Origin of the sequence: Algoriphagus sp. PAP.12, from assembly GCF_026652115.1 — a bacterium.
Lineage (GTDB): Bacteria > Bacteroidota > Bacteroidia > Cytophagales > Cyclobacteriaceae > Algoriphagus.
Genome location: NZ_JAPPSQ010000001.1, coordinates 353,732 through 377,012, shown reverse-complemented (window position 1 = coordinate 377,012; position 23,281 = coordinate 353,732). Strand labels below are relative to the sequence as shown.

General features: G+C 39.0%; 24 protein-coding genes. 8 read left to right on the top strand and 16 right to left on the bottom strand.

Annotation, left to right across the window (positions count from 1 at the left end):
• Positions 1–5: 5 nt before the first annotated feature.
• From O0V13_RS01580 to O0V13_RS01520, 13 genes are all read right to left on the bottom strand, one after another.
• Entirely contained in the window at positions 6–428 is a 423-nt protein-coding gene (locus O0V13_RS01580; protein ID WP_268033238.1) for an outer membrane insertion C- signal, read from the bottom strand.
• Between the two features lie 46 nt (positions 429–474).
• Entirely contained in the window at positions 475–1,527 is a 1,053-nt protein-coding gene (locus O0V13_RS01575) for an oxidoreductase (RefSeq protein WP_268033237.1), read from the bottom strand.
• Complete coding sequence (locus O0V13_RS01570) at positions 1,527–2,153, bottom strand: response regulator transcription factor (protein ID WP_268033236.1); 627 nt, start codon at positions 2,151–2,153, stop codon at positions 1,527–1,529. Before O0V13_RS01570 ends, O0V13_RS01575 begins: the two co-directional genes overlap by 1 nt.
• A gap of 37 nt (positions 2,154–2,190) precedes the next feature.
• On the bottom strand, positions 2,191–2,943 hold the full coding sequence (locus tag O0V13_RS01565; RefSeq protein ID WP_268033235.1) for a sensor histidine kinase: 753 nt from the start codon (positions 2,941–2,943) through the stop codon (positions 2,191–2,193).
• Entirely contained in the window at positions 2,943–3,527 is a 585-nt protein-coding gene (locus tag O0V13_RS01560) for a hypothetical protein (protein ID WP_268033234.1), read from the bottom strand. The genes O0V13_RS01565 and O0V13_RS01560 overlap by 1 nt, the downstream gene beginning before the upstream one ends.
• A gap of 1,750 nt (positions 3,528–5,277) precedes the next feature.
• Positions 5,278–5,649, bottom strand: coding sequence for a molecular chaperone DnaK (locus O0V13_RS01555; RefSeq protein ID WP_268033233.1), 372 nt, complete (start codon positions 5,647–5,649; stop codon positions 5,278–5,280).
• Between the two features lie 148 nt (positions 5,650–5,797).
• Complete coding sequence (gene ccsA, locus O0V13_RS01550; protein WP_268033232.1) at positions 5,798–8,317, bottom strand: cytochrome c biogenesis protein CcsA; 2,520 nt, start codon at positions 8,315–8,317, stop codon at positions 5,798–5,800.
• Between the two features lie 24 nt (positions 8,318–8,341).
• Complete coding sequence (locus tag O0V13_RS01545; RefSeq protein ID WP_268033231.1) at positions 8,342–8,758, bottom strand: cytochrome c maturation protein CcmE domain-containing protein; 417 nt, start codon at positions 8,756–8,758, stop codon at positions 8,342–8,344.
• A gap of 7 nt (positions 8,759–8,765) precedes the next feature.
• Positions 8,766–9,011 carry a CcmD family protein gene (locus O0V13_RS01540; protein WP_268033230.1) on the bottom strand — a complete coding sequence of 82 codons (246 nt, stop codon included), beginning with the start codon at positions 9,009–9,011 and terminating at the stop codon, positions 8,766–8,768.
• A 3-nt stretch (positions 9,012–9,014) separates the two neighbouring features.
• A complete protein-coding gene (gene ccsA, locus O0V13_RS01535; RefSeq protein ID WP_268033229.1) occupies positions 9,015–9,689 on the bottom strand; it encodes a cytochrome c biogenesis protein CcsA in 675 nt (224 codons plus the stop codon).
• 125 nt (positions 9,690–9,814) lie between these two features.
• Positions 9,815–11,143 (bottom strand): dicarboxylate/amino acid:cation symporter, encoded by a 1,329-nt coding sequence (locus tag O0V13_RS01530; RefSeq protein WP_268033228.1) that lies wholly within the window; start codon positions 11,141–11,143, stop codon positions 9,815–9,817.
• Between the two features lie 10 nt (positions 11,144–11,153).
• Positions 11,154–12,239: a chorismate synthase gene (gene aroC, locus O0V13_RS01525; protein ID WP_268033227.1), complete on the bottom strand. Its 1,086-nt coding sequence runs from the start codon at positions 12,237–12,239 to the stop codon at positions 11,154–11,156.
• Positions 12,239–13,681 (bottom strand): BatD family protein, encoded by a 1,443-nt coding sequence (locus O0V13_RS01520; protein ID WP_268033226.1) that lies wholly within the window; start codon positions 13,679–13,681, stop codon positions 12,239–12,241. Before O0V13_RS01520 ends, aroC begins: the two co-directional genes overlap by 1 nt.
• 114 nt (positions 13,682–13,795) lie before the next feature.
• Between O0V13_RS01520 and O0V13_RS01515 the strand changes: the two genes are divergently transcribed.
• Positions 13,796–13,984 (top strand): hypothetical protein, encoded by a 189-nt coding sequence (locus tag O0V13_RS01515; RefSeq protein WP_268033225.1) that lies wholly within the window; start codon positions 13,796–13,798, stop codon positions 13,982–13,984.
• Between the two features lie 154 nt (positions 13,985–14,138).
• On the opposite strand, the gene O0V13_RS01510 is transcribed toward O0V13_RS01515, so the two are convergent.
• Together O0V13_RS01510 and O0V13_RS01505 are read right to left on the bottom strand one after the other, a co-directional pair.
• A complete protein-coding gene (locus O0V13_RS01510; RefSeq protein ID WP_268033224.1) occupies positions 14,139–15,368 on the bottom strand; it encodes an ammonium transporter in 1,230 nt (409 codons plus the stop codon).
• A gap of 34 nt (positions 15,369–15,402) precedes the next feature.
• The gene (locus O0V13_RS01505; RefSeq protein WP_268033223.1) at positions 15,403–15,741 is read right to left on the bottom strand and encodes a P-II family nitrogen regulator; all 339 of its coding nucleotides are present in this window, start codon (positions 15,739–15,741) and stop codon (positions 15,403–15,405) included.
• 284 nt (positions 15,742–16,025) lie between these two features.
• On the opposite strand from O0V13_RS01505, the gene O0V13_RS01500 reads away from it, so the two are divergent.
• Positions 16,026–16,928: a nucleotidyltransferase family protein gene (locus tag O0V13_RS01500; RefSeq protein ID WP_268033222.1), complete on the top strand. Its 903-nt coding sequence runs from the start codon at positions 16,026–16,028 to the stop codon at positions 16,926–16,928.
• Positions 16,929–17,373: 445 nt separating this feature from the next.
• Here O0V13_RS01500 and recF read toward each other — a convergent pair whose 3' ends face one another.
• A complete protein-coding gene (gene recF / locus O0V13_RS01495; protein WP_268033221.1) occupies positions 17,374–18,480 on the bottom strand; it encodes a DNA replication/repair protein RecF in 1,107 nt (368 codons plus the stop codon).
• 91 nt (positions 18,481–18,571) lie between these two features.
• Between recF and pdhA the strand changes: the two genes are divergently transcribed.
• The 6 genes from pdhA (at position 18,572) to O0V13_RS01465 (ending at position 23,248) form a co-directional block, all read left to right on the top strand.
• Positions 18,572–19,591 (top strand): pyruvate dehydrogenase (acetyl-transferring) E1 component subunit alpha, encoded by a 1,020-nt coding sequence (gene pdhA, locus O0V13_RS01490; RefSeq protein WP_268033220.1) that lies wholly within the window; start codon positions 18,572–18,574, stop codon positions 19,589–19,591.
• Between the two features lie 111 nt (positions 19,592–19,702).
• Positions 19,703–20,416: a tetratricopeptide repeat protein gene (locus O0V13_RS01485; RefSeq protein WP_268033219.1), complete on the top strand. Its 714-nt coding sequence runs from the start codon at positions 19,703–19,705 to the stop codon at positions 20,414–20,416.
• A 92-nt stretch (positions 20,417–20,508) separates the two neighbouring features.
• A complete protein-coding gene (gene ribH, locus O0V13_RS01480) occupies positions 20,509–20,985 on the top strand; it encodes a 6,7-dimethyl-8-ribityllumazine synthase (RefSeq protein ID WP_073571327.1) in 477 nt (158 codons plus the stop codon).
• Positions 20,986–21,030: 45 nt separating this feature from the next.
• Positions 21,031–22,353, top strand: coding sequence for an aspartate kinase (locus O0V13_RS01475; RefSeq protein ID WP_268033218.1), 1,323 nt, complete (start codon positions 21,031–21,033; stop codon positions 22,351–22,353).
• An 85-nt stretch (positions 22,354–22,438) separates the two neighbouring features.
• Positions 22,439–22,762, top strand: coding sequence for a DUF6787 family protein (locus O0V13_RS01470; protein WP_073571325.1), 324 nt, complete (start codon positions 22,439–22,441; stop codon positions 22,760–22,762).
• Positions 22,763–22,837: 75 nt separating this feature from the next.
• Positions 22,838–23,248 (top strand): OsmC family protein, encoded by a 411-nt coding sequence (locus O0V13_RS01465; RefSeq protein ID WP_268033217.1) that lies wholly within the window; start codon positions 22,838–22,840, stop codon positions 23,246–23,248.
• Positions 23,249–23,281: the final 33 nt, after the last annotated feature.

Sequence of the window (23,281 nt, the reverse complement as noted above, 5' to 3'; positions counted from 1 at the left end):
ATTTCTTACCTGAAAGTATACTTGAAACCAAATCCGGCTCTAAAATAGGAGTCAGTTTCATCTGGAATGATCGGAGCAGCTTCTAACACAAGTCCAAGGTTTGGAGCACCTCCAAAGGGTTTTACCAAAAGACCAAATGGTACCCCGATGTAGAAGTCATTTCCTCTTCTATCATCGTTGACTCCCAAGCCAAGTCCTAGGTAAAAGTTGACATCTTGCTTTTTGATCAGGTTGTATCCTCCCATCAACTCAATACCGATATCTCCCCCGGTGCTGATTCTACCTTCACCAAAAAGGTTATTGTCAGGATTGGTTCCGATCGTCACAAAGGTGTCTGAAGAGAAAATATCAACCCCAGCACTTACCTGAGCTTTTGCGGTTGCGATTAGACCGAATAAAAAGAAGAAAATGGTTAATGTCTTTTTCATAAGAATTGAATTTGAATTACACCCTTGAATTCAAATTCAATTCCGATTACCAATTTCCTTCGGTCCGACTGATTCTATTGCCTGATTTAGAACTGTGGAAAGATGCCTCAATCAGCTTTAAAACGCTAATAGCCTGCGATATTTCTACTTTTAAAGATTTTTGCTTTAAAATAGCGTCAGCAATGTTTTGGTAAAAAATGCGATAGTCTCCAGGAACTGTGTGCAGAAATTTTTCCTCATTCTCCAGGTACAGCTTGCCCCATTTTTCCTCAGGTTCGTGGCCCCAATTAGTACCCTCTGGTTTCTGTCCTGACTTCAATGCAGCCTCTTGGACATCCAAACCATATTTGAGATAAGATCCTTTTTCACCCAAAAGCAAAAATTTGGGTGTTGGTGCAGCAACCAAAACGCCTGCTGTTACCCGTACTTTTTTATCTGTGTAAAATAAAGTGATGTCAAAGTGATCATCGGCAATGGCATGCTCCCTTTCTTTTCTGATATCAGCTTGCAAGCTTTCCGGTAAACCAAAAGCAACAATAGCTTGATCTATTAAGTGAGTGCCCAGGTCATAAGTAATCCCATTTCCGGGAACTTCTTTTTCTCTCCAGTTATCAGAGACTTCAGGTCTGAATCTATCAAAATGAGATTCCAGATAGACGATTTTTCCTAAGGTTTCATTCTTTATTAATTCCTGAATAGTCAAGAAGTCTCCATCAAATCTTCGGTTTTGGAAGACAGTACAGATTTTTCCTTTTTCTTCAGCAAGAGCTTTTAATTCCTCTGCTTCATGTGAAAAAATCGTCACTGGTTTGTCCACTACCACGTGCTTTCCAGCCTCCAAAGCAAGCTTGGCATATGGGAAATGATATTCATTAGGCGTGGTGATGACAATCAGGTCGGCTCCATCTTGTTCCAAAAGCTCTTCCAAGCTTCTATAGGTGGTCACATCTGGATAGATTTGCTCGCATTTGTTGCTTTTCCTTTCAACTACTGCTGAAAGTACCAAGTCTGGACAAACATCAATCAATGGAGCATGGACTTTTTCGGCAACGGTGCCAAATCCTACTATGGCAGTTCTGATGGGAGAAAATAGGCTCATTACAAATTCATTTCGTAGGCTTTGTTCACTAATTCTATTCGAGAATTCACACCTAATTTTTGATGGATATTTTTTCTGTGTGTTTCAACCGTACTCGGACTTAGACCCAAAAGACCTGCGATTTCTTTATTGGTATGGCCTTCTTTTACCAAGGAAACAATTTGTACTTCCCTGCGGGAAAGCCGGTATTTGTCCCTAAAGGAGTCAAAAAATGCATTGGGTCTGGCCTGTTCGATTACTCGCTCAAAATTGAGGACGTGACGACCTTCGTGCACTTCTCGGATGGTGAAAACTAATTCATCTGGATCAGCATCTTTGAGGATAAATCCGTCGGCACCTTTATCAAGACATTCTTTGTAGATTTTTTCCTCGTCATACATGGACAGTACTACTATTTTGGGGCAATCCTCTCTTTCTTTTAAAGTAGAAAGCACACCAAATCCATCCAAAATAGGCATGTTGAGATCTGTCAACACCACATCAGCAGTATTGGACTCTAAAAATTCAACCAATTCCTGACCATTTGGAAAAAGCCCCATGACCAAAAGGTCATCATGCTCCTCCAACAATCCCTCAATGCCTTTGGCAAATAAAGTATGGTCATCGGCTATAGCTATCCGAATCATAATAAATAAGGGTGAAACCTAAATTAGGTTTATATAATCAATTTGGCAAAAGTAGTTTGATCTCTGTACCATTTCCGGGTGAAGAATGGATTAAAAATTCTCCACCAATGGTTTCCATCCGTTTCTTGAGGTTTGTCATACCGCTTCCCTTGGAAGGAATGGTGGTATCGAATCCCTTTCCATCATCTAGGATGATAATCAATCTTCCCGATTCATTCTTGATGATTTGGATAGAAACTTTATCTGGAGTGGCATGCTTGATGGCATTGTTTAGACACTCTTGAATCACTCTGATAAAAACCAATTTTTGATTTTTCTCTAGTTCCCAAGGGTCTCCTTCTTGATCGAGTTCAGTTTGGCAAAAACCAGTGGCTTGAATTCTATCTAATTGCTGTTTTGCAAATTCACGGATAGAAATGCTTTCCACCCAATCCAGATTCAAGGTTTTGGAAAGCCCCCTTACTTCAGAGATTACTTTGGTAATGAGTTCCCGACCTTCTGCCTGTTTTTCAGGTTTGGAGGAACCCAGATACAGTTTGGATAGTGAAAGGAGCTGACCGATGTTATCATGCAATTCACGCCCAATATGACTCATGGTTTCCTGCTGGATTTCATTTTCTATATTCAGCAAGGTTCGCTCATGCTCCAGCTGGAGTTGTTCCATTTTTTGCTTGTTCTGCACCTGTCTTTGCCTATGCAAAATCACCATCGCGACAACAAAAGTTGCCATTAAAGCTGCCAAAAAAGCTCCAGCAAATAAGATAAATACAATCTGACTTTCTTCTTCCATTAGGCTGTTTTTACTTTCTTTTCAATAAATAAACCTTGATTAATAAACAGTACGACAATAGTGGCAAACATCAGTACATAGAGAATCATAGAGATATAATTGAAAAAGAAGTATAAAGTGACTTCGTTAAAGGCTAGGTAATCATTTGACATTTCTGCTAGGAAGACAATGACTTGCTGGAATAAAGTTAGGGTTATGAACCAAAAAGGAATAAATCTAAGTGGGTTAATTTCTAAGGACTTTTCAGAACTAATTAAGTCTACAAAAAAAAGTCCACATGCAATAATTCCAAGGATATGACTCATTAAATAATTAAGGGGTTGAAATCCTGAGATTTCTTGAATTTTGGATAGGGTTAAAACTTGGGCTGCGAAAATAAAAATTCCCAAAAGGGAAAGATTGATCTTCCGAATTTTAATATTACTTAAGAAACAATTGACCCAAAGAATCAAAGGAATTTTCGATAATTGATAGTTGAAAACATTATATAACCAAGTATTATGACCCATAAAGTCTGAATCCGAAATAAGTTCGTGAATTTTTTTGTTCAATTCTTTATTGACAACTAAATAGATTGCCATCATTTCACAAATGAAACAATTAAAAGGAAAAGGAAAGCCAAATAAAATTCCGGCTGTTTTTTCTTTTGGGCAGGTAAAAATAGAAATGCAATGACACCAATAAATGCAAGAGAGAAAATCCCAATTAAATAGGGGTGAGATAGAATCCTATCAAAAACTTTATTTAGCATTTCCTATTAAGCGGCTTTTGCTTTCTTTTCAATAAATAAACTCCTCTTTAAAAAAATTGAAACAATTAAAGTCAACATAAAGAAATACTGGATCATAGAAATGTATTTGAAAAAAAAGTAAAGGGTTAAATTGTTAAACGACAGGTATTCTCCAGCCATTTCTGCTAACATCAAGAGCACATTTTGAAAAAGGTAGCAATTGATAAACCAAAATGGAATAAATCTTAATGGATTTATATCTAGATATCTTTCTGAGCTTACCAAATCCACGAAAAAAAGACAACATGCAGTAATACTTAATACATATCCCATGAAATAAATAATAGGCTGGAAACCAGTGATCTCTTGGATTTTGGTGAGCTCTAGGAATAGACTAACTCCAATAAATATCAATAATAGGGAAATGAGAATCTTTTTGAATTGCTGATTGCATATGAAAAGACTAATCCAGCTATTGATGAATATCAGAGAAATTTGATATCTAAAAATATTATAGGCCCATAAATTCCATCCTTGATATGGAACATTGGAAATGAGATGATGCATGGATTCATTAAAATCCCTATCCACCAGGGTGTAGGGTCCGAAAAATTCGTAAAAGGATATAGTTAGTAGTACAATAATTGCCAAAAAATAAGGAGGCTGTTTTTTTAATTTAGCTGGGAATAAGCTGAAAGTAATAATTCCCAAGAATGCCAGTGAATGGATCCCAATTAAATATGGATTTGAAAGAATCCTATCAAAAACTCCTATCAGCACTTTTTTATAAGGTTAAAGAAGATTCCACTGTCTTGTTGGGGAATCTTAGATATCGAACTTTCCTCTTTCATTAAGCTGTTTCCACTTTCTTTTCAATAAATAAACCCTTATTTAAAAAAATTACAACAATCGAAATCAGCATTAGAATGTATAGGGTTTGCGAAATGTAATTAAAGAGATTATAAAGTTGAATTTTGTTAAATGCCAAATAGTCTGAGGCAATGTCCGCTAATAATAAAATGACATTCTGGAAAAGATTAAAAGTGATAATCCAAAATGGGATAAATCGTATCGGGTTGATGGGTAAATAGGAACCTGAGGTGATTAAGTCCACAAAAAATAATCCACTTGCTATGATACTCAACACATAACCTAAAAAGGGAATTATGGTAAGGAAATAGCTGATCTCTTCATACTTGGTAAGAAAAATAATCAAAGAAGAGGTAATAAACCCAATCAAGAGGAAGGAGATAGATTTTTTTAATTTTGGATTTGTAATAAAATGGTTAATCCAGGAGACTAATAGTATCTTGGAAATTAGGTAATTGAAAATATTAAATACCCAGATATTGTAACCTTTGAAAGGAACATCTGAAATCAATTCGTGAAAGAATTGATTGTATTTTTTAAAAGCTAAAAAATATGCAGCTAGAAATTCATAGAAAACAACAACAACAAGGAAAGATAAGGCTAAATAAAACCTAGGGTTCTTTTTGTTGACGGTTGAATTTCGGAGGTAAAAATACAGTCCCAAAATGGCAAGAATAAACAAACCTTGAAAATAGGGTTTGTTTATTCTTTCAAAAAACTCTTCCATTTTGGAATTAAATTTCGCAGTTAGGCGGACAACTGGCCCCTTTATTATAATATTCTTCTTCAGGATCACCGATTCCTGTACTAGCTTCCAATGTTGTTGGCGAAAGAACCAAGGTTAACCTTCCTACATATTCATCAGGATTTTCAGGATGCATCTCTTGGGCAGTCTCATCGGTATATTCGGTCATATAAAATTTGATGCCACCTTTTACATTATCTGCTTTATCCAAAATATCCTGTAAAGTCTTTTTGTCAAAAAACACCCAATTGGTTTGATTGTCAATGTCTTTGTTTTTCTTGTCTTTGGCTGGCTTGCCCTTTTTGACTTCTTTATCGTACTTCTCCTGCATTTTCAAAAAGTCATCCTTACTGATCTTCATAATTTGTAATGGGTTTAGGTGTAGTATTTAATATTCAAAATATACTAGTTTCTTCTCAGTTGGATAGATAAAATTCTTTGAAAAGTCCATTTTAAATGAAAAAAGGAAGGTGATTCACCTTCCTTTCCAAAATTATGTAGGATAATTCTTATTCCAATCCCTTATCCCTCATTTTTTTGAACTCGTCAAATCGACGGTAAATCGCCACAGTAAACCCGACCAACATGATCAGAGAACCGATCCAAAGTACGTTGATATATGGCTTCACAATTGCCTTCATCACTACATAGTCCTTTTGATATTGATTGACTTTGAAGACGAATTTGTTTTGTTCTGGCAAGATATTATCCAGGGTCACTTTGATACCCAATTCATTATCCACGACATGGAGTTTACCTACTTGGTTGTTTCTGATGATGAAAGTCGGTTCAATTTTTTTCTCCACATCATAATCCAAGATTCTAAGCTTTGCCTTCACTGCTACATCACCTTCTTGAAGTACATAATCGTCGATTTCTCTTAAGACCTCCGCTCCATCAAAATAGGTGACATAGTCAGCAATGTGGAACTGCTCGCCTGGAGAGACTTCATAAAACTGGTCTTCCTTCCACTCCGGATCTTCGTAGTCGTTCATCGCGGCTACATAGGTATATAGATCCTTATCGATGAAAATCTTAGAATCTGGAGAAGAAATCAATCCGCCCATTCCAGCATTGAACTGGGACATTGGGCTTAGTGAGAACTTCATTACCTCATTTTGGTAATAATCAATTTTGAAATAGTCATTCTCTTCCAAAACGATATTGACCTTGTCTCCTTTTTTGAAATAATCCTTGTAATCTTCTAAGGCAATGGCTTCGTTGACTTGGTCTGTAGATTCAAGGATTTTGGCTGGTACAAATTCAGGAATACCCACCACTTTCTTTTGTCTACCTCTGTAGATGACGGTGTAATCTTTCATCTGCAAAGGCTTATTGATCCAAAGAAGAACGTGCTCTTTATTCAATTCATCCTCCCAGCTATTGCTGTAAGTCAGACCTGACATATTGATAGAAATGGTCTCAGAATAACCTGAGCTAAACATGATCCCCACCAGCATCATTCCCAATCCGATATGAGCCAAAGATCCACCTGCCAATTTGAAGGTAGATTTCTTCATCAGTCTGGAAAGGATTACGGCATTGGCTACGATGGTAAAAGTCCCTGCAACCACTAGAATCATGTATTTCCAATCATAGACTTTGGCTAAGACAATAATCAAAGCTGAAATCACCACGGAAATAATGTAGGGAGTCAACAAAGCATCTTTCAATGCCTTTTTGTCCATTTTTTGCCACCAGAAGAACTGGCCTACAGCTGTCAAAAGTGCCAAAGCAATTCCGAACCAAAGCTGGAATTTAGTGTAAAACTCAACCTGATCAGCAGGTGGAGCCATATTGGAGATTCCTCCAAAGCTTTCTACCATTGCATTCCAAGCCGGAATTGAAGTTGGCAAGATCACTTGGAATCCCATCAAACCCAATGTAGTCGCTCCGATGAAAATCCAGAATTCTCTAGAGTAAACGGATGCTTCTTTTTCAGAGCTTGGAATATGTTTCCACGCACGAGCTGAAAGGAAGATTGCCACAAGGGTAAAGAAAATCAAATAAATAAATAACTGTCCAGATAATCCCAAATCGGTGAATGAGTGGACAGATGCATCTCCCAAAATCCCGGATCTAGTCAAGAAAGTTGCATAGAGTACCAAGATGAAAGATAGGATAACTAGGACAATTGAGGTTTTCAGGGCAGTAGCACTTTTCTTGAAAGTGATCATTGTGTGAATCGCCGCCACCATAATCAGCCAAGGAACATAAACTGCATTCTCTACTGGATCCCAGTTCCAATATCCTCCAAAGTTCAAAGTCACATAAGCCCAATAAGCTCCCATCAGGATACCCATTCCCAAAATCATAGCGGAGAAAATAGCCCAAGGAAGAGCCGGTCTAATCCACTCAGAATATTTTTTGGTGACTAATCCTCCGATCAGATAAGCAAAAGGGATCAAAGTAGAAGCATATCCCAAAAACAATGTTGGTGGGTGAATTACCATCCAGATATTCTGCAATAATGGGTTCAGTCCAGTTCCATCTTCAGGAATAAAGTCTGGGTTCATCTGGAAAATCGGTGCCTGTGTGGCATCCCTCAAAAGGATAAATGGAGAGCTACCGATTTTGAAGTCAACAATGACTACACCTAAGATCATGGAGACTAAGAATGCCTGAACCAAGGCGAAAACAATCATTACTGGCGCCTCCCAAACTTTGTTGGTATGAATCAGGAAAAATCCGAGAATTACATTCCAGAAGATCCAAAGGATAAAAGCACCTTCTTGACCTTCCCAGAAGCTGGAAATCATGTAATGGACAGGCAAGGCCATACTCGAGTGTGAGTAGGCATAGAAGTATTCAAATCGATGATTGTAGATGATCTCAAAAAGAGAAAATGCAATCATGATACTGGATACCGCATGAATGTAGAATGAAACTCTACTGAAGCGTTTCCAGCTAGCTTTTTCTAATTCATTCGCCTTGAAATACTGGAAGTATGCAAAGGCTGTCACCAATGCACTCACAAAGGCCACGATGGTCATCATGTGGCCGAGATTACCGATAAAGGTGTTGATCATGAATTCTTAAGTCTTGCTGCTACATCACATGCCTGCCGCCTGCACTTCTGTTTCCTGGTATTTGGATGGACATTTCATCAAGATTTTGTCTGCGATGAAGATGTCTTTGTTTTTATAGGAGCCGATTACTACTACAGATTCAGATCTGGTAAAATCAGCTGGAACTGGTTCGTTATAGAATACTTCCTGCTCTGTGCCGTCATTGTCAACCAAGACGAAAGTGAAAGAAGTTTTATCTTCACGGACATTGAGTCCGGTAACTTCACCAGCAGTGTCTTTTTTCAATTGACCCACTACATGAATGGCTTTATCCTGGCCATCTTCTTTCATTTCCCAAGCTGTGTCAAATGTCTCGTAGCTACTGGCATCCCCAATGGAAGTCATAATGATCACAATGGCGATGGCAATGATACCGATTCCGATGATGTGTCCTTTTTTCATGGTCTTATTATTTTGGGGAAATAGTTTTTTCTAGTTTGGAAATTTTCCTGTCTGTGCCGATTAGATAAACGGTAATGCCAGCAAAGATGATAGCAATCACACCTACCAGAACGTAGATTTTGCCGTCTTCTCTCATTTTATCAGCCATTTCCACAGAATTGTTGCTATAGTCTGATTCCGTCACTGGAATCTTCTCCTGTGCAAGTGCAGAAAGGCTGAAAGCCAGCATCAATACAATTAGTAATTTTTTCATGTATCAGGAATTAATCAATTTATCTTCTAAAACCCTTTCAACCCTACGCATTCTAACTCTTACGGTTGCTATCCAACCTCCCAAAAGTGTCCATCCTATGATGGCCGGATAAAAAACCATTCGAAGTTTGGAATCCAAGTCATAAGCATTGAATCCAGGGTTGCCTCCATTCCCAGGGTGAAGGCTGTCAGTCAATCTTGGAAGCACAAATATCAAAGGGATAAAGGCTGCGAAAGCAAAGATGTTGTAGATCGCGCCGATCCTTGCTCTTTGCTGCAAATCAGTCAGTGAATTTCTAAGAATCAAGTAAGCGAAGTACATCAAGATTCCAATGGCAGCGGCGTTTTGTTTAGGATCTCCACTCCAGTAATCTCCCCAAGTGAATTTGGCCCAAAGCATCCCCGTGGCAATTCCCAACACTCCGAATAGGATGGCGGAATTTGTGAATTCTATAGCCATGTCATCATCTTTCAGATTATTTGTTCTCAAATAGCGGATGCTATAATAAACCGAAATGATGAGTAAGAGGATCATTCCAAACCACATTGTCACATGAAAGTGTAAGGCTCGGATCGTCTCATTTAAGATGGCTAGTCGAGGGACATCCATTAGAAGACCTGCAATGATCGTGTACAGCAGCAGGCCAATGGCTAGAATTTTCCACCAGGATTGGCGCATAGGTTATTTTTGCTTTTTCAAGCGCAAAAATAAGGCATAAGTTCCTGAAAACGTCGGTTTTTCTCAGAAAAGACGAAAGGTCAGAGCCTTGAGACCCTGACCTTTCGATTGAAATTTTCTATGATTTATTCGTTTGGAGTGAGTGGATTACTTTTTCTGATCAATCCATCTGGTAATTCTCCTTCTGTACTGGCTACGATTGTACATACAGTGGCATCTCCAGTTACATTAACGACTGTTCTAAACATGTCCAAAATTCTATCAGGAGCGATAATCAAGGCAATCCCTGCAGCAGGAACACCGATAGATTCTAATACGATAATCAACATAATCAATCCAGCACCCGGAACGCCTGCCGAACCAATGGAAGCCAAGGTTGCAGTCAATACAATCATCAACTGTTGTGTCAATGACAACTCCATACCCAGAGCCTGAGCAATAAATACTGCAGCTACACCCTGGTAAAGACTGGTCCCATCCATGTTGACAGTTGCTCCTAAAGGAAGGACAAAACTTGAAACCTCTTCAGAAACTCCCAGTTCTTCCTCTACTTGCTTCATAGTAACTGGCAAGGTCGCAGAGCTGGAACTGGTAGAAAATGCCAAAAGCTGAGCAGGTCTGATTGCTTTGAAGAAGTCTTTGTATTTCACTTTGGTGAATCCCATCAAAATCAATGGATAAATCAATAAAATCATAGTGAAAAGACCTCCCAATACTACCAAACTGTATTTCAACAGAGCTAATAACAATTCAATGGCGGAATCAGGATTGTCTCCCGCGATTTCCACAATCAGGGAAGCCATCAAGGCGAATACTCCATATGGAGCGATCATCATGATGTAATTTACAATCCGGATGATCACTTCATTCATTCCATCAAAAAAGGCAATAACCGGATCTCCCTTTCCTTTTGGGATCTGAAGTAAGGCAATACCTACCAAAATCGCGAAAAATACCACTTGAAGCATTGCTCCATTGTCAGTGGCTGCTTGGAAAACGTTTTGGGGAACAATGTCCACCAATGGTTGAAGAGGGCTTTGCTTCTGGAGTTCAGCTGCTGTACTTACTCTAGAGCCTGCATCTCCTTCATACAATTTCATCAGGTTCTCTCTGGTGTCCACAGGAAGACTTTTTCCCGGTTGGAAAATGTTTACTAACACCAATCCAATGGTAATTGCTAAAACAGTGGTAACTAGATAGGTACCGATTGTCTTTCCTCCGATTCGGCTAAGTTTGGAGATATCTCCCAAATTAGATACCCCTACTATCAAAGAAGCGAATACCAAGGGTACAGCAATCATCTTCAGTGAATTGATGAAGATGGTACCAATTGGTTTGATGAAATCAATTGTGAATGAGTTGGGGATACTGGTTTTGATCACTACCAATCCGAAGACTAATCCTAAAACCAGTCCAATAATAATCTGAGTATGTAAAGGTATCTTTTTTAGCATGTAGCTTGATTTATAAGTCGGCTAGTTTATTGCTTTTTGCCAATAATAAATAATCGGCTATGACCAATGCGGCCATGGCTTCCACGATTGGTACCGCTCTAGGCACAACGCAAGGATCGTGACGACCTTTTCCAGATACTGTTACAACATCACCAGCTTCATTTACAGACTCTTGGTCTTGCATGATAGTGGCAACAGGCTTGAATGCAACACGGAAATATATGTCCTCCCCGTTGGAAATTCCACCTTGAATTCCGCCGGAGTAATTGGTCGTAGTTTTGATCTGATCACCCTCTTTTACGAAAGGATCGTTGTGCTGACTGCCTCTCATTTTTACACCTTCGAAGCCAGATCCGTACTCAAAGCCTTTGACAGCATTGATTCCAAGCATGGCTTTTCCCAATTCTGCATGAAGACGATCAAAAACTGGTTCGCCTAATCCAGCAGGAGTATTTTTGATCACACAGGAAACTACTCCACCGATGGTGTCTCGGTCTTTTCTTACCGAATCGATCAATTCAATCATTTCCTCAGCTACCTCTGGGTCTGGACATCTGACAATATTGTCTTCGGTTTTGGAAAGGTCCAGGTCTTGATAGGGTTTTTCCAAAGCCAATCCGCCTACTTGAGAGACGTAAGCCTGGATTTCGATTCCTTTATGAGCTAAAAGCATTTTTGCGACTGCTCCAGCAGCTACTCTGGCAGCAGTTTCTCTTGCTGAGCTTCTTCCGCCACCCCTATAATCACGAATACCGTATTTTTCGAAGTAGGTATAATCTGCATGGGAAGGACGGAATTTGTCCGCGATATGCGAGTAGTCCTTACTCTTCTGATCCGCGTTTCTGATGACAATTCCGATAGGTGTTCCAGTGGATTTTCCTTCAAAAACTCCTGAAAGAATTTCTATTTCATCTTCCTCTTTTCTTTGCGTAGTGATCTTGGATTGTCCAGGTTTCCTGCGTTGCATCTCAGTCCTGATGAAGTTTTCATCTATTTCCAGACCCGCTGGACAGCCCTCAATTGTTACTCCTAAAGCTACACCATGTGACTCACCGAACGTGGTGATTTTGAATAGCTTTCCAAATGAATTACCCATTATTTTTTTCGAATGATTACAACCGCCAAAAAGACCACTGAGGCCAATAGAAGCAGGTTAATTGCGGTCGTAAAATAGTATTTATATTCCTCGTTTAAAAATTGGTTGTCCTCACTATTGATCCTGTCATAGATTCCTCCGAGCCTTTGACTAGAGATCGCCTGATTGACTTTACTTTCTCCGACAACTCGCACTTTTGCCTGAGGTTTCAAGGTATCGTAAACAGCTCTAGTTGGATCAAAATAGATCCACTCGAAGTATTTGTCCAGAGATACATCAGCAGCCTCATTGATCGTGATGTAATAATTAAACTCTTTGATTCCAGAAACTCTTCCATAGCCACGATTGATTTGCTGACGCACATTTGGATCGTAGGTATTGAAATTTTGGGATGAAATTCTCTTTGGCTCGTTGATAGCGTTGATATTTCCTACACCGGTAATGCCAAAGCTGTAATCGAAACCTTGGCCAGTTTCTACTTCAATATCCTTGAAATTCTCTCGAAGTTGGAATTGACCCACTGCGACTTCATTTTTTAATGGATGTGGAGGAAGAGGCTTTACCGTGATAGTTTTTGGCGCAGAATAGAAGGTTTTGAAATCTTCCTGGCGATTGGCACCGAAGAAGGTCGGGTTCTTGGCTACTCTGTACTTGATCATTTCCCAAGGAATAGTTGGGATATCGATTTCACCATCAGAGAATGGAAAAAATGTCGCTTCATAAACCTTATACCTTACCCATCTTTTTCCATTGATCGTAACCTGCTCAGGCTCGATATTGGAAATATTGTAGTTCTCCTCCCAAGCGTTGGTCGGTTTGATTTTTTTCAATACCTCATCCAATTGGTCACCTGGCTTGTAGAAATTGAAAGGGGCCTGATTATTTTCGGACATGTAAAATGCCAAAGTGATGTTGAATCCTTCTCCGGCATAGATTTCTTCCTTGTCTACAGTTACTGAGAAAAAGGCCTCATCATCCAATTCTATATATTCTGGTTCTTCAGTATTTCTATTGAAAAAGTCCTGAAAAGGATCTCCTCCACCGCCAAGACCTTGAGAGCTTACAGGATCTCCGACGGCGATAGTTTTTCCTTGAAAATCAAATGAATTTCCATTAATCGTGATCGAGAAAGCAGGTAAATTAAAAGAACCTTTCTTCGAAGGTTTGTAGTATTGGATGATGCTATTGGAGCTAGTTACCTGACCATTAATCACATTCATAGAAGAGGATTGTGAGATTCCTTGCTTTTGGAAGCTAGGAATGTCCGGGAATTGATCGTAGGATTTGATTTTTTCGTTGGCTACACTTATTTTGATGGTGAAAGTTTCATTTAGCCCGATTTGATCGGGCCCCAATTCCACTTCTACCTCCTGCGCAAGCAGAATTCCTGTAAAAAGGGAGCAAAGCAATACCAAAAAAGAAGTGATAAGCGTTTTAGACATAGTTGCGAAATTAAGGATATTTAAATATCTCTTGACTCAATTTTACGTAACAATGGAGGAAATGCCTTCGTATTGAAACTTAAAATCAGTTAATAAACCTAAACTCTTTAAACTATGATAGAATATGTGAAGACCATTTTGCAGAAAGTCAGCTTTTCTACTTATTTATTTGAAAGAGAGCTGAGAAAAGGCCTAAGACTTATTTTACCGGATGAAGTTGAAGAATTTAAGGACTGGTGTTATCAAATGTTTGGGAAAGTCCACAAGACAATTCTCAACCGTTATTTTCAGCCTGCAATCTAAAATTTGAACCCTGCCAAAAGCAGGGTTTTTTGATATATGGCAAAATTTTAAAGTGATTTCAGATTTATTTTTTGAGAAAGTAAAAAACCCCAATCCTTTCGGACCGGGGCTCTTCGGTTGGTGGTTTGGTTAAGTTTTAATCAGGTACTCTTTATTAATCTTTAGAAGCGAAATCAGGATAGGCTCTCATTCCATGTTCGTTGATATCCAATCCTTCGATCTCTTCTCTTTCGTCGACCTTGATGCCGACAGTTTTCTTCAATGTATAGAATATTACTCCTGCGAATAGAACGCAGAATACTCCTACAGCTGCAATTCCGATTAATTGGGAGATCACTTGGCCCATTCCAGCTAGGTCTCCAAAAATTCCTACAGCCAATGTACCCCAAATACCGCCTACTAAGTGAACAGAGATAGCACCCACCGGGTCGTCGACTTTGATTTTGTCAAAGAATACAACTGCAAATACAATCAATCCTCCTCCGATGAATCCGATGATTACTGAGTCCAAAAGACCCATCACATCCGCACCAGCGGTGATACCTACAAGACCTGCCAAGATTCCGTTGAGAACCATGGTGATATCATAGTTTTTGAATTTGATGTATGAAATTATTAAAGCTCCAAATGCTCCAGCAGCTGCTGCCAAAGAGGTGGTGACAAATACTTTAGATACTAGTCCTGGGTCAGCGCTCAATACAGATCCACCATTGAATCCGAACCAGCCGAACCACAATAGGAATACCCCCAAAGTAGCCAACGGCAAGTTGTGACCAGGAATCGCATTCATTCCTTTCTCAGTATATTTTCCAAATCTTGGACCTAAAAGATAGGCGCCGACAAGAGCTCCCCATCCACCTACAGAGTGAACAATAGTTGATCCTGCGAAATCATAGAAAGGAATGTCTAAGGTATTCAAGAATCCACCACCCCATTTCCACATACCTACGATCGGGTAGCAGATGGCTACGTAAAGGACTGAGAAAAAGATAAATGGTCCCAATTTGATTCTTTCGGCTACGGCACCAGATACGATGGTCGCTGCAGTAGCTGCAAACATGGCCTGGAAGATGAAATCTGTGTAAAACGTGTATCCTTCATTGTAGTTTGATGAATCCCAACCTTCAGGAAGGCTAAGACCAAAACCTGCAAATCCGAAGAATGATCCTTCGAAAGCTGCTCCTGGATACATCAAGTTAAATCCTACAAAGGCATAAGTCAAAAGACCGATTGCAGGGATAATGGTGTTTTTAAATAATATGTTAACGGTGTTTTTTGCTCTGGTTAGTCCTGCTTCAAGACTGGCAAATCCTAGGTGCATGATGAATACCAAAATAGTAGCCACCATCATCCATAGGTTGTTGACGGTAAATAATTCTTGCATAGGTTTGATAGGTTCGATTGGTGATTAGAGATGGTTAAAGAGCGTTTTCGCCTGTATCGTTGTTTCTGATTCTATAAGCATCCAAAACATCAAAGACAAAGATTTTACCGTCTCCGATTTCTCCAGTTTTACCTTCTTTGAGAATGCATTGGATTACTGGCTCTACCAGATCATCAGTGGTTACTATTTCTAATTTGGTTCTTGGGATATAGGCAGGTTCATAAGCAACTCCACGGTATTTTTCAAGTCGTGCGTGCTCAAAGCCCATTCCCTTGATTTCATAGAAGGAAAGAAATTTTACTCCGAGACCAGAAATACAAGTATGTATTTGCTCAAAGCGAGAAGTCCGGATGATCGCTTCTATTTTTTTCATTTTTTCAATGGGTTTAATGGTTTGTTGAGAATTCGGCATGAAAGTAATTCAAAAATTGTATCAAAATCAAAATAAGGGCAAAAAAATATCCTGACTATAGAAAAAAAGTGTATAAAAGTTTGTTTATAGTGTTTTTTGAATCCATTTCTCTGAAGAATAAATTTCTTTTTTCTTGAAGTAGGCTCTAAAATGAACCTCTCATTTTGAATGAAGGATGGAATTATCCTTGCGCCGCACAGCAATTCAGTTAATTTTGCCCACGCTTTTAACAGAAACACAGAGCAATGACTCAAAAACCAACATTACTAGTTTTAGCTGCCGGAATGGGGAGCAGATATGGAGGAGATAAACAAATTGATGGTTTCGGACCGAATGGCGAGACTATTTTAGAATATTCTATTTATGATGCCATCAAAGCGGGTTTCGGAAAAGTAGTATTTATAGTACGAAAGGAAATCCTAAAAGAGGCTAAAGAAATATTTTTGCCAAAGTTGGAAGGTAAAATTGAAGTTGATTGGGTGGTTCAAACCTTGGAAAGCTTCGTTCCTGAAGAATTGAAGCAGAAAGACAGAAAGAAGCCTTTTGGTACTGCACATGCTGTTTTGTGTGCAAAAGATGCCGTCAATGAGCCTTTTGCAGTGATCAATGCTGATGATTTTTATGGAAAAGAAGCATTTGATGTTTTAGGTAAGTTCCTTGCAACAGATGTGAGACCTGATCTTCATGCGATGGTAGGATATGCTGTGCAAAATGTCCTATCTGATAATGGTACAGTAAGTCGAGGAGTCTGCGAAACCAACGAAAAGGGACAATTGATTGGGATGGTTGAAAGAACTTCAATCGCTAGAGAAGGTGATAAAATAATCAGCCGTGGCGAAGGAGAAGTTTTTGAGATTCCTGAGGATACTCCTGTAAGTATGAACTTCTGGGGCTTTCACCAATGTGTATTTGGTGAGATCGAAAGAATGTGGGCAGAGTTTTTACCTGCTAATTTGGACAACCTTAAATCTGAATTCTATATCCCAACAGTTGCAAATAACCTGATTAAAGAAGGAAAGGCGGCTTATGAGATTTTGCCTGGTGGTAAGACTTGGTTTGGGGTAACTTATTCAGATGATAAACCGATTGTGATTGCAGCATTGAAGAAGCTACACGATGAGGGTGAATATCCATCCAAACTTTGGTAAAATATTGAAAGAGGCTTCGGCCTCTTTTTTATTTTTAGGCCATTGAATTTTAGATAGATCAGGACTTTAAAATTTTTTAAACTGAAAAATCAGGAGTAGCTTAATGGGCTAAGCAATTGGTTTTTATACCGATCAATAAATTTTTAAAACAATCAAAAGTTCAAGATGGAAAAGTTTGATTTGGTTTCTCCCTCATGGGGCTTAATTATATGGCAAATTTTTGGAGTAGCTGCACTCGTTTACTTTGCGTATTTAATCATTAGATTCTTGAGAGTTACAAGCAAGTAATGGAGTATATAAAGACATTTCTATATCTGGCTGTAATATTTTTGATAGCCTTATTTTTAATCTCAATTGTGGTGATTGTGATAAAGAAAGCTTGGGGAATTCTTAAGGAATTTCAAAGAAATAAGGTAAATGCAAGAGCTGATAAAAATTGAGGGATTTATTGCTCTGCTTTCACTTCCCCATTTTCCACTCCAAAAAAGTAAACCTCAGAATCAAGCTCCGTTAAAATGGTATGTGATCTTTCTGGGCGGGCATCGGTCAAAAAGATCTGCCCAAAAGTATGTCTGGAGATCAATTGCATCATTTGAGCAATTCTTGTATCGTCCAGCTTGTCAAAAATATCATCCAGTAACAAAAGAGGTTTTTCTCCTTTCTCTTTTTCGAAAACTTGAAATTGGGCCAATTTCAAAGCAATGATGAAGGACTTTTGCTGACCTTGACTTCCAATCTTTCGGATCGGATGTTCTCCAATTTGAAAATTGTAATCATCCTTATGAATCCCCGCATTAGAGTTTTTGGTGATGAAATCTTTCTTTCGAAGGGAATTGAAATAAGCTGGAAAGTTTTCATCCAAGGCTTTTGAATCATAAACGATCGTTACTTTTTCCTTGCCTTGAGAGATTTCTGCATAGTGAGCCTGAAGCATCGGAGCTACTTTCTGCATCAGTTCCGATCTTCTTTTTGCCAAAATTTGGCTCAAAGCAATCATTTGCTCATCATAGCTTCCCAAAAGGGTCAGATCCCTCCTTCCAGTATCGGCAAATTGCTTGAGGAGGGCATTTCTTTGCTTTAAGAAATGGTGATAGCGAATTAGTTGATTTAGATAGTTCCTATCCAATTGGGAAAGCAACCCATCAAAGAATTTTCTTCTCCCGTCACTACCACCTTTGATGAGCTCTGTATCATCAGGAGCAATCAATACCAAAGGGATCAAGCCTACGTGTTCTGCGGTCTTGTCCAAGGCTTTTGCGTTCTGCCAGATTATTTTCTTTTTTCCCAACTCAAAAGTACATCGGACCTCCAAAGGCTTATGATCTAATTCAAATTGACCTTTGATTGCAAAAAAATCATGCTCATGCAGCACGTTCAAGGTATCGCTAGATTGGATGGCGCTTTTTGTCAATGACAAATAATGAATTCCATCCAGAATGTTGGTTTTTCCGCTTCCATTGAGGCCCGTAAAGCAATTAATCTGGGAGCTAAAGTCCAATCGGGTTTTCTGATGATTTTTAAATTGTAAGAGTTCCAGAGACTTTAGATACATCCGTTTGGGTAATTATTTTAGCGGCAGCCTGATTTTTAGGAGAGGTTGGTTATATTTGGGGCCTAAAATAGCATATTTTGATCATTACGATATGGCAAAGAAAACTGTAGCGACCAAGTCAAAGGTGAAATATTCGAAAGAAACTTATGCTTTCTGGTATGAAAGCATGCTCTTAATGAGACGTTTCGAAGAAAAAGCCGGACAACTTTATGGTCAGCAAAAAATCAGAGGTTTCTGTCACCTTTATATTGGCCAGGAGGCTTGTGCTTCTGGTTCTATCTCTGCATTGGAAGAAGGCGATAAGTGGATCACCGCTTATAGATGTCATGCTCATCCACTAGGATTGGGTACAGATCCAGGTGCAGTGATGGCAGAACTTTTCGGAAAAGCAACTGGAACTACCAAAGGAAAGGGTGGCTCCATGCACATATTTGACAAGGAGAAAAACTTTGTAGGTGGACACGGCATCGTGGGAGCTCAGGTTCCTATGGGATTGGGTCTAGGCTTCGCCGAAAAATATAAAGGCACCAAAAACCTAGCGATTTGCTACATGGGTGATGGAGCTGTTCGTCAGGGAGCTGTTCACGAAGCTTTCAACTTGGCAATGCTTTACAAAACTCCGGTGATTTTCGTAATCGAAAACAACGGATATGCGATGGGTACTTCTGTAGCCCGTACCTCCAATGTGACCGAATTGTATCAAATCGGAGAATCTTATGATATGCCTTCTTTCCCCGTTGACGGGATGAATGTAGAGGCTGTTCATGAGGCAGTTTCTGAAGCGGCTGAAAGAGCTAGAAAAGGAGACGGACCAACTTTGTTGGAATTCAGAACCTACAGATACAAAGGTCACTCTATGTCTGATCCTCAGAAATATAGAACCAAAGAGGAAGTAGAAGAATACAAGCAAAAGGATCCAGTTGAGCAGGTGTTGCAAACTATTCAGGATAATAACATTTTGACTGAAGATGAAATCAACGACATCATCGCCAAAGTGAAGAAAAAAGTGGCTGATGCAGTGAAATTCGCTGAAGAGTCACCTTGGCCTGATGGACAAGATGCATTCAAGGATGTATATGTTCAGGAGGACTATCCATTCGTAATGGAATAAACCTAACAACGAAGTTCAAAAGCCGTGATTCTCATTTGGTTTCATGGCTTTTTTATTGGGCTTTGTGAAAATCATAAAAAGCGTATATTTGCGACTCGAAAATTGAGTAACATGGCAACGAAACAATCTAAAAAAGTACACCCAGACCATCATAATGACCTTTTGGAGGATCCAGCAGCACTTGCGGAATCTATTGGTCGTGGTGAAGCTTTTTTGAAAAAGAATAGCAAAGTATTAGGAGGAGTATTGATTGCAGCGATCATTTTGATCGGAGGGATCTTATTTTTCCAAATCAGCAATGCTAATAAAAATGAAGAAGCGCAGGAAGAAATGTTCCAGGCAGTTTACTTCTACGAGCAGGATAGTTTGGATTTTGCCTTGAATGGTGATGGAATCAATGCTGGTCTACTTCAGATCGTTGAGGAGTATCCAAGAACAGAAGCTGCAAATCTTGCAAACTTCTACATTGGCTCTATCTATCTTTCTGAGAAAAACTTCACAGATGCGATCACTTATTTGGAGCAGTTTTCTGCTGATGATTATTTGATCCAAGGACAAGCTGATGCTTTGTTGGGAGATGCTTACTTGGAGACTGGTAATGTAGACAAGGCTATCTCTAACTATGAGAAAGCTACTAGCTATGAGCCAAACAAATATTTCACTCCAAAGTATCTTTACAAATTAGCTGTAGCATATGAAACAGCTGGTAAAACTCAAGAAGCTATCGATGCTTACGCAGAGATCGAAGAAAAATACTTCGAGTCTTATGAGTTTGCTGGAGCACGAAAACAAAAAGCTCGCTTGGAAGGCCTTGCCGCTAAGTAATGCTTATTTATACGCAGAAATTAGAGGAGTAAGGCCCAAAAGGTCTTACTCTTTTTTTGTTATAGTCAATATCTATCAAAAACATCATACCTATGGCTACATCTCTTAAAAGCCTAAGTGAGCATAGCTCAAAAAACATCTTGGATATCAGTAATAAGAAATTTGCAATCGTAGTATCTGAGTGGAATGAAGACGTGACAGAAGCTTTGTACTCTGGAGCTTACCAAACTTTGGTACAGTACGGTGCTGCTAAAGAAAATATCATAAGAAAGAATGTTCCTGGTTCATTTGAGCTTTCATTGGGAGGTCAATGGATGGCTCAGCAAGAGGAAATCGATGCTGTAATCTGCTTAGGATGCGTGATCCAAGGAGAGACTAAACACTTTGATTTTATCTGTGATGCAGTGGCTCAGGGGATTACAAATGTCAGTCTGAAATATAATAAGCCTGTGATCTTTGGTGTTTTGACACCTAATACGCAACAACAAGCTCTGGATAGAGCCGGAGGAAAGCATGGAAACAAAGGTGATGAAGCTGCAATTACAGCCATCAAAATGCTCGGATTTTAAGAGATAATTCTCAAACCTATACCTATTACAAATACCTGTTTATTTATGAAAATAATGAAATTCGGAGGGACCTCAGTAGGGAAGCCCGAACGTATGCACCAGGTAAAAGACCTGGTAACTCGTGGAGATGAACCGACTATCGTGGTTCTTTCTGCTCTTTCTGGTACTACCAATGCCTTGGTGGGAATCGGAGATGCTTTGGCAAACGCTGATCGTGTGTTGGCCAAAGAAAGAATCGATGAGCTTCACGCTCATTACATGGATTTTTATCCAAAGCTTTTGAAAACTGAAGAAGCTAGGAAAAAGGCTGAATCCATTATCAAAGAGCATTTTGAGTTTTTGAATATCATCTTGAAAATTTCTTTTAATGAAGCTATCAATCGTGATATTTTGGCTCAAGGAGAGTTGTTGTCAACCAAGCTTTTCTATACGCTATTAGGCGAACTTGAAATTCCTGCGGTCTTTTTGAGTGCTTTGGATTTCATGAGCATAGATGAAAACTCTGAGCCGGAGTTGAATAAAATCTCTGAAAAACTGAAAGCAATTTTGGCTCAGCATCCAGGGCAAAAGCTATTCGTGACACAGGGTTATATCTGTAAAAACCACAGAAACGAGGTAGATAACCTGAAACGTGGAGGTTCTGATTATACCGCATCCTTGGTGGCTGCAGCCATCAACGCATCTGTGTGTGAAATCTGGACAGATATCGATGGAATGCATAATAACGATCCTCGTATCGTTGATAGAACTCGTCCGATTGCTGAGCTTTCATTTGATGAGGCAGCGGAATTGGCGTATTTCGGTGCGAAAATCCTCCATCCAGCTTCTATTTGGCCAGCACAGCAATACAATGTTCCTGTAAGATTATTGAATACCATGGATCCAGAGGCTCACGGTACTTTGATCAAGGAAAATGTAGAAACTACTGGAGTAAAAGCAATTGCAGCTAAGGATGGGATCACTGCTATCAAGATCAAGTCGAGTAGAATGCTTTTGGCTTATGGTTTCTTGAGAAGAGTTTTTGAGATTTTTGAAAAATACAAAACTCCAATCGACATGATTACCACTTCTGAAGTGGCAGTTTCTGTGACGATAGATGATTTGACTCACTTGAGCCAAATTTTGGAAGAGTTGGAAGTTCTGGGATCCGTGGAAGTAGATCAAAACCAAACCATTGTTTGTATCGTTGGGAACTTGGTTTCTGAAACCCAAGGTGTTGTGAGATCTGTTTTGGATAGTGTAGACAATTTTCCGATTCGAATGGTTTCCTATGGTGGAAGCAGACATAATGTATCCCTATTGATCGATTCCCAATTCAAAAAAGATGCGCTTCAGCAATTGAATGAAGGCGTTTTTGTTTGGGATTAATTTATTCTTTGCTAGATAACTTGAAAGAGCCAGATTGAAATATTCTGGCTCTTTTATTTAGATCAATTCCTGTTATTTTTGTTTTATGTCCAAATCACCAAAGAAGGAACCATTTCTAAAAAGGCTTCAAAGTAAGTGGAAGCTTGACAGTGTCTTTCAGGTGATCATGGTTTTGGTTGTCTTTGCCTGTACAGGTTTTACAATCTTGTTTATCAAAAGTCCGATTTTGGAATTTTTCGAAGTGGAAAAGGGAGGCTTTGTAAATACTATGTTGTATTTGTTGCTTGTTCTTCCCCTTTATCAGATTTTCTTGTTGATATATGGTTTTATTTTCGGGCAGTTTCATTTTTTCTGGGAAAAAGAAAAACAGATTTTTCGGAGGATAAAAGGCTTATTTGTAAAGAAATAAGAATTGATTCAAACTATTTCCAGATGGAATCCCTTATACTAGAGAAGTAAATTTTTAACCCTAAATACTTTAACCATGATTAGAAAAGCAACTGCCGTATGGAAAGGCAGCGGAAAAGATGGCAAAGGCCATGTAAGTACTCCAAGTACTGTTTTGGACAAAACACAATATTCTTATTTATCCAGATTTGAGGACGGAGTAGGTACCAATCCAGAAGAATTAATCGCGGCAGCTCATTCCGGTTGTTTTGCAATGAAATTGAGCTTCAATTTAAGTGGAATTGGCTTTGTTCCAGATGAATTGGATGTGACCTGTAACATTACTTTTGAAGAAGGCGTTTTGAAAAAATCCCATTTGGTATTAAAGGCTACAGTTCCTGGTATCAGTGAAGAACAATTTGCTGAGCAGGTAAAAGATGCCGAGGAAAATTGTCCCATTTCAAAGGTTTTGAATACCGAAATTTCAGTGGAGTTTACACTCAATTGATTTTTGATAAAATTTTGAAAAAAATTCAGGTTC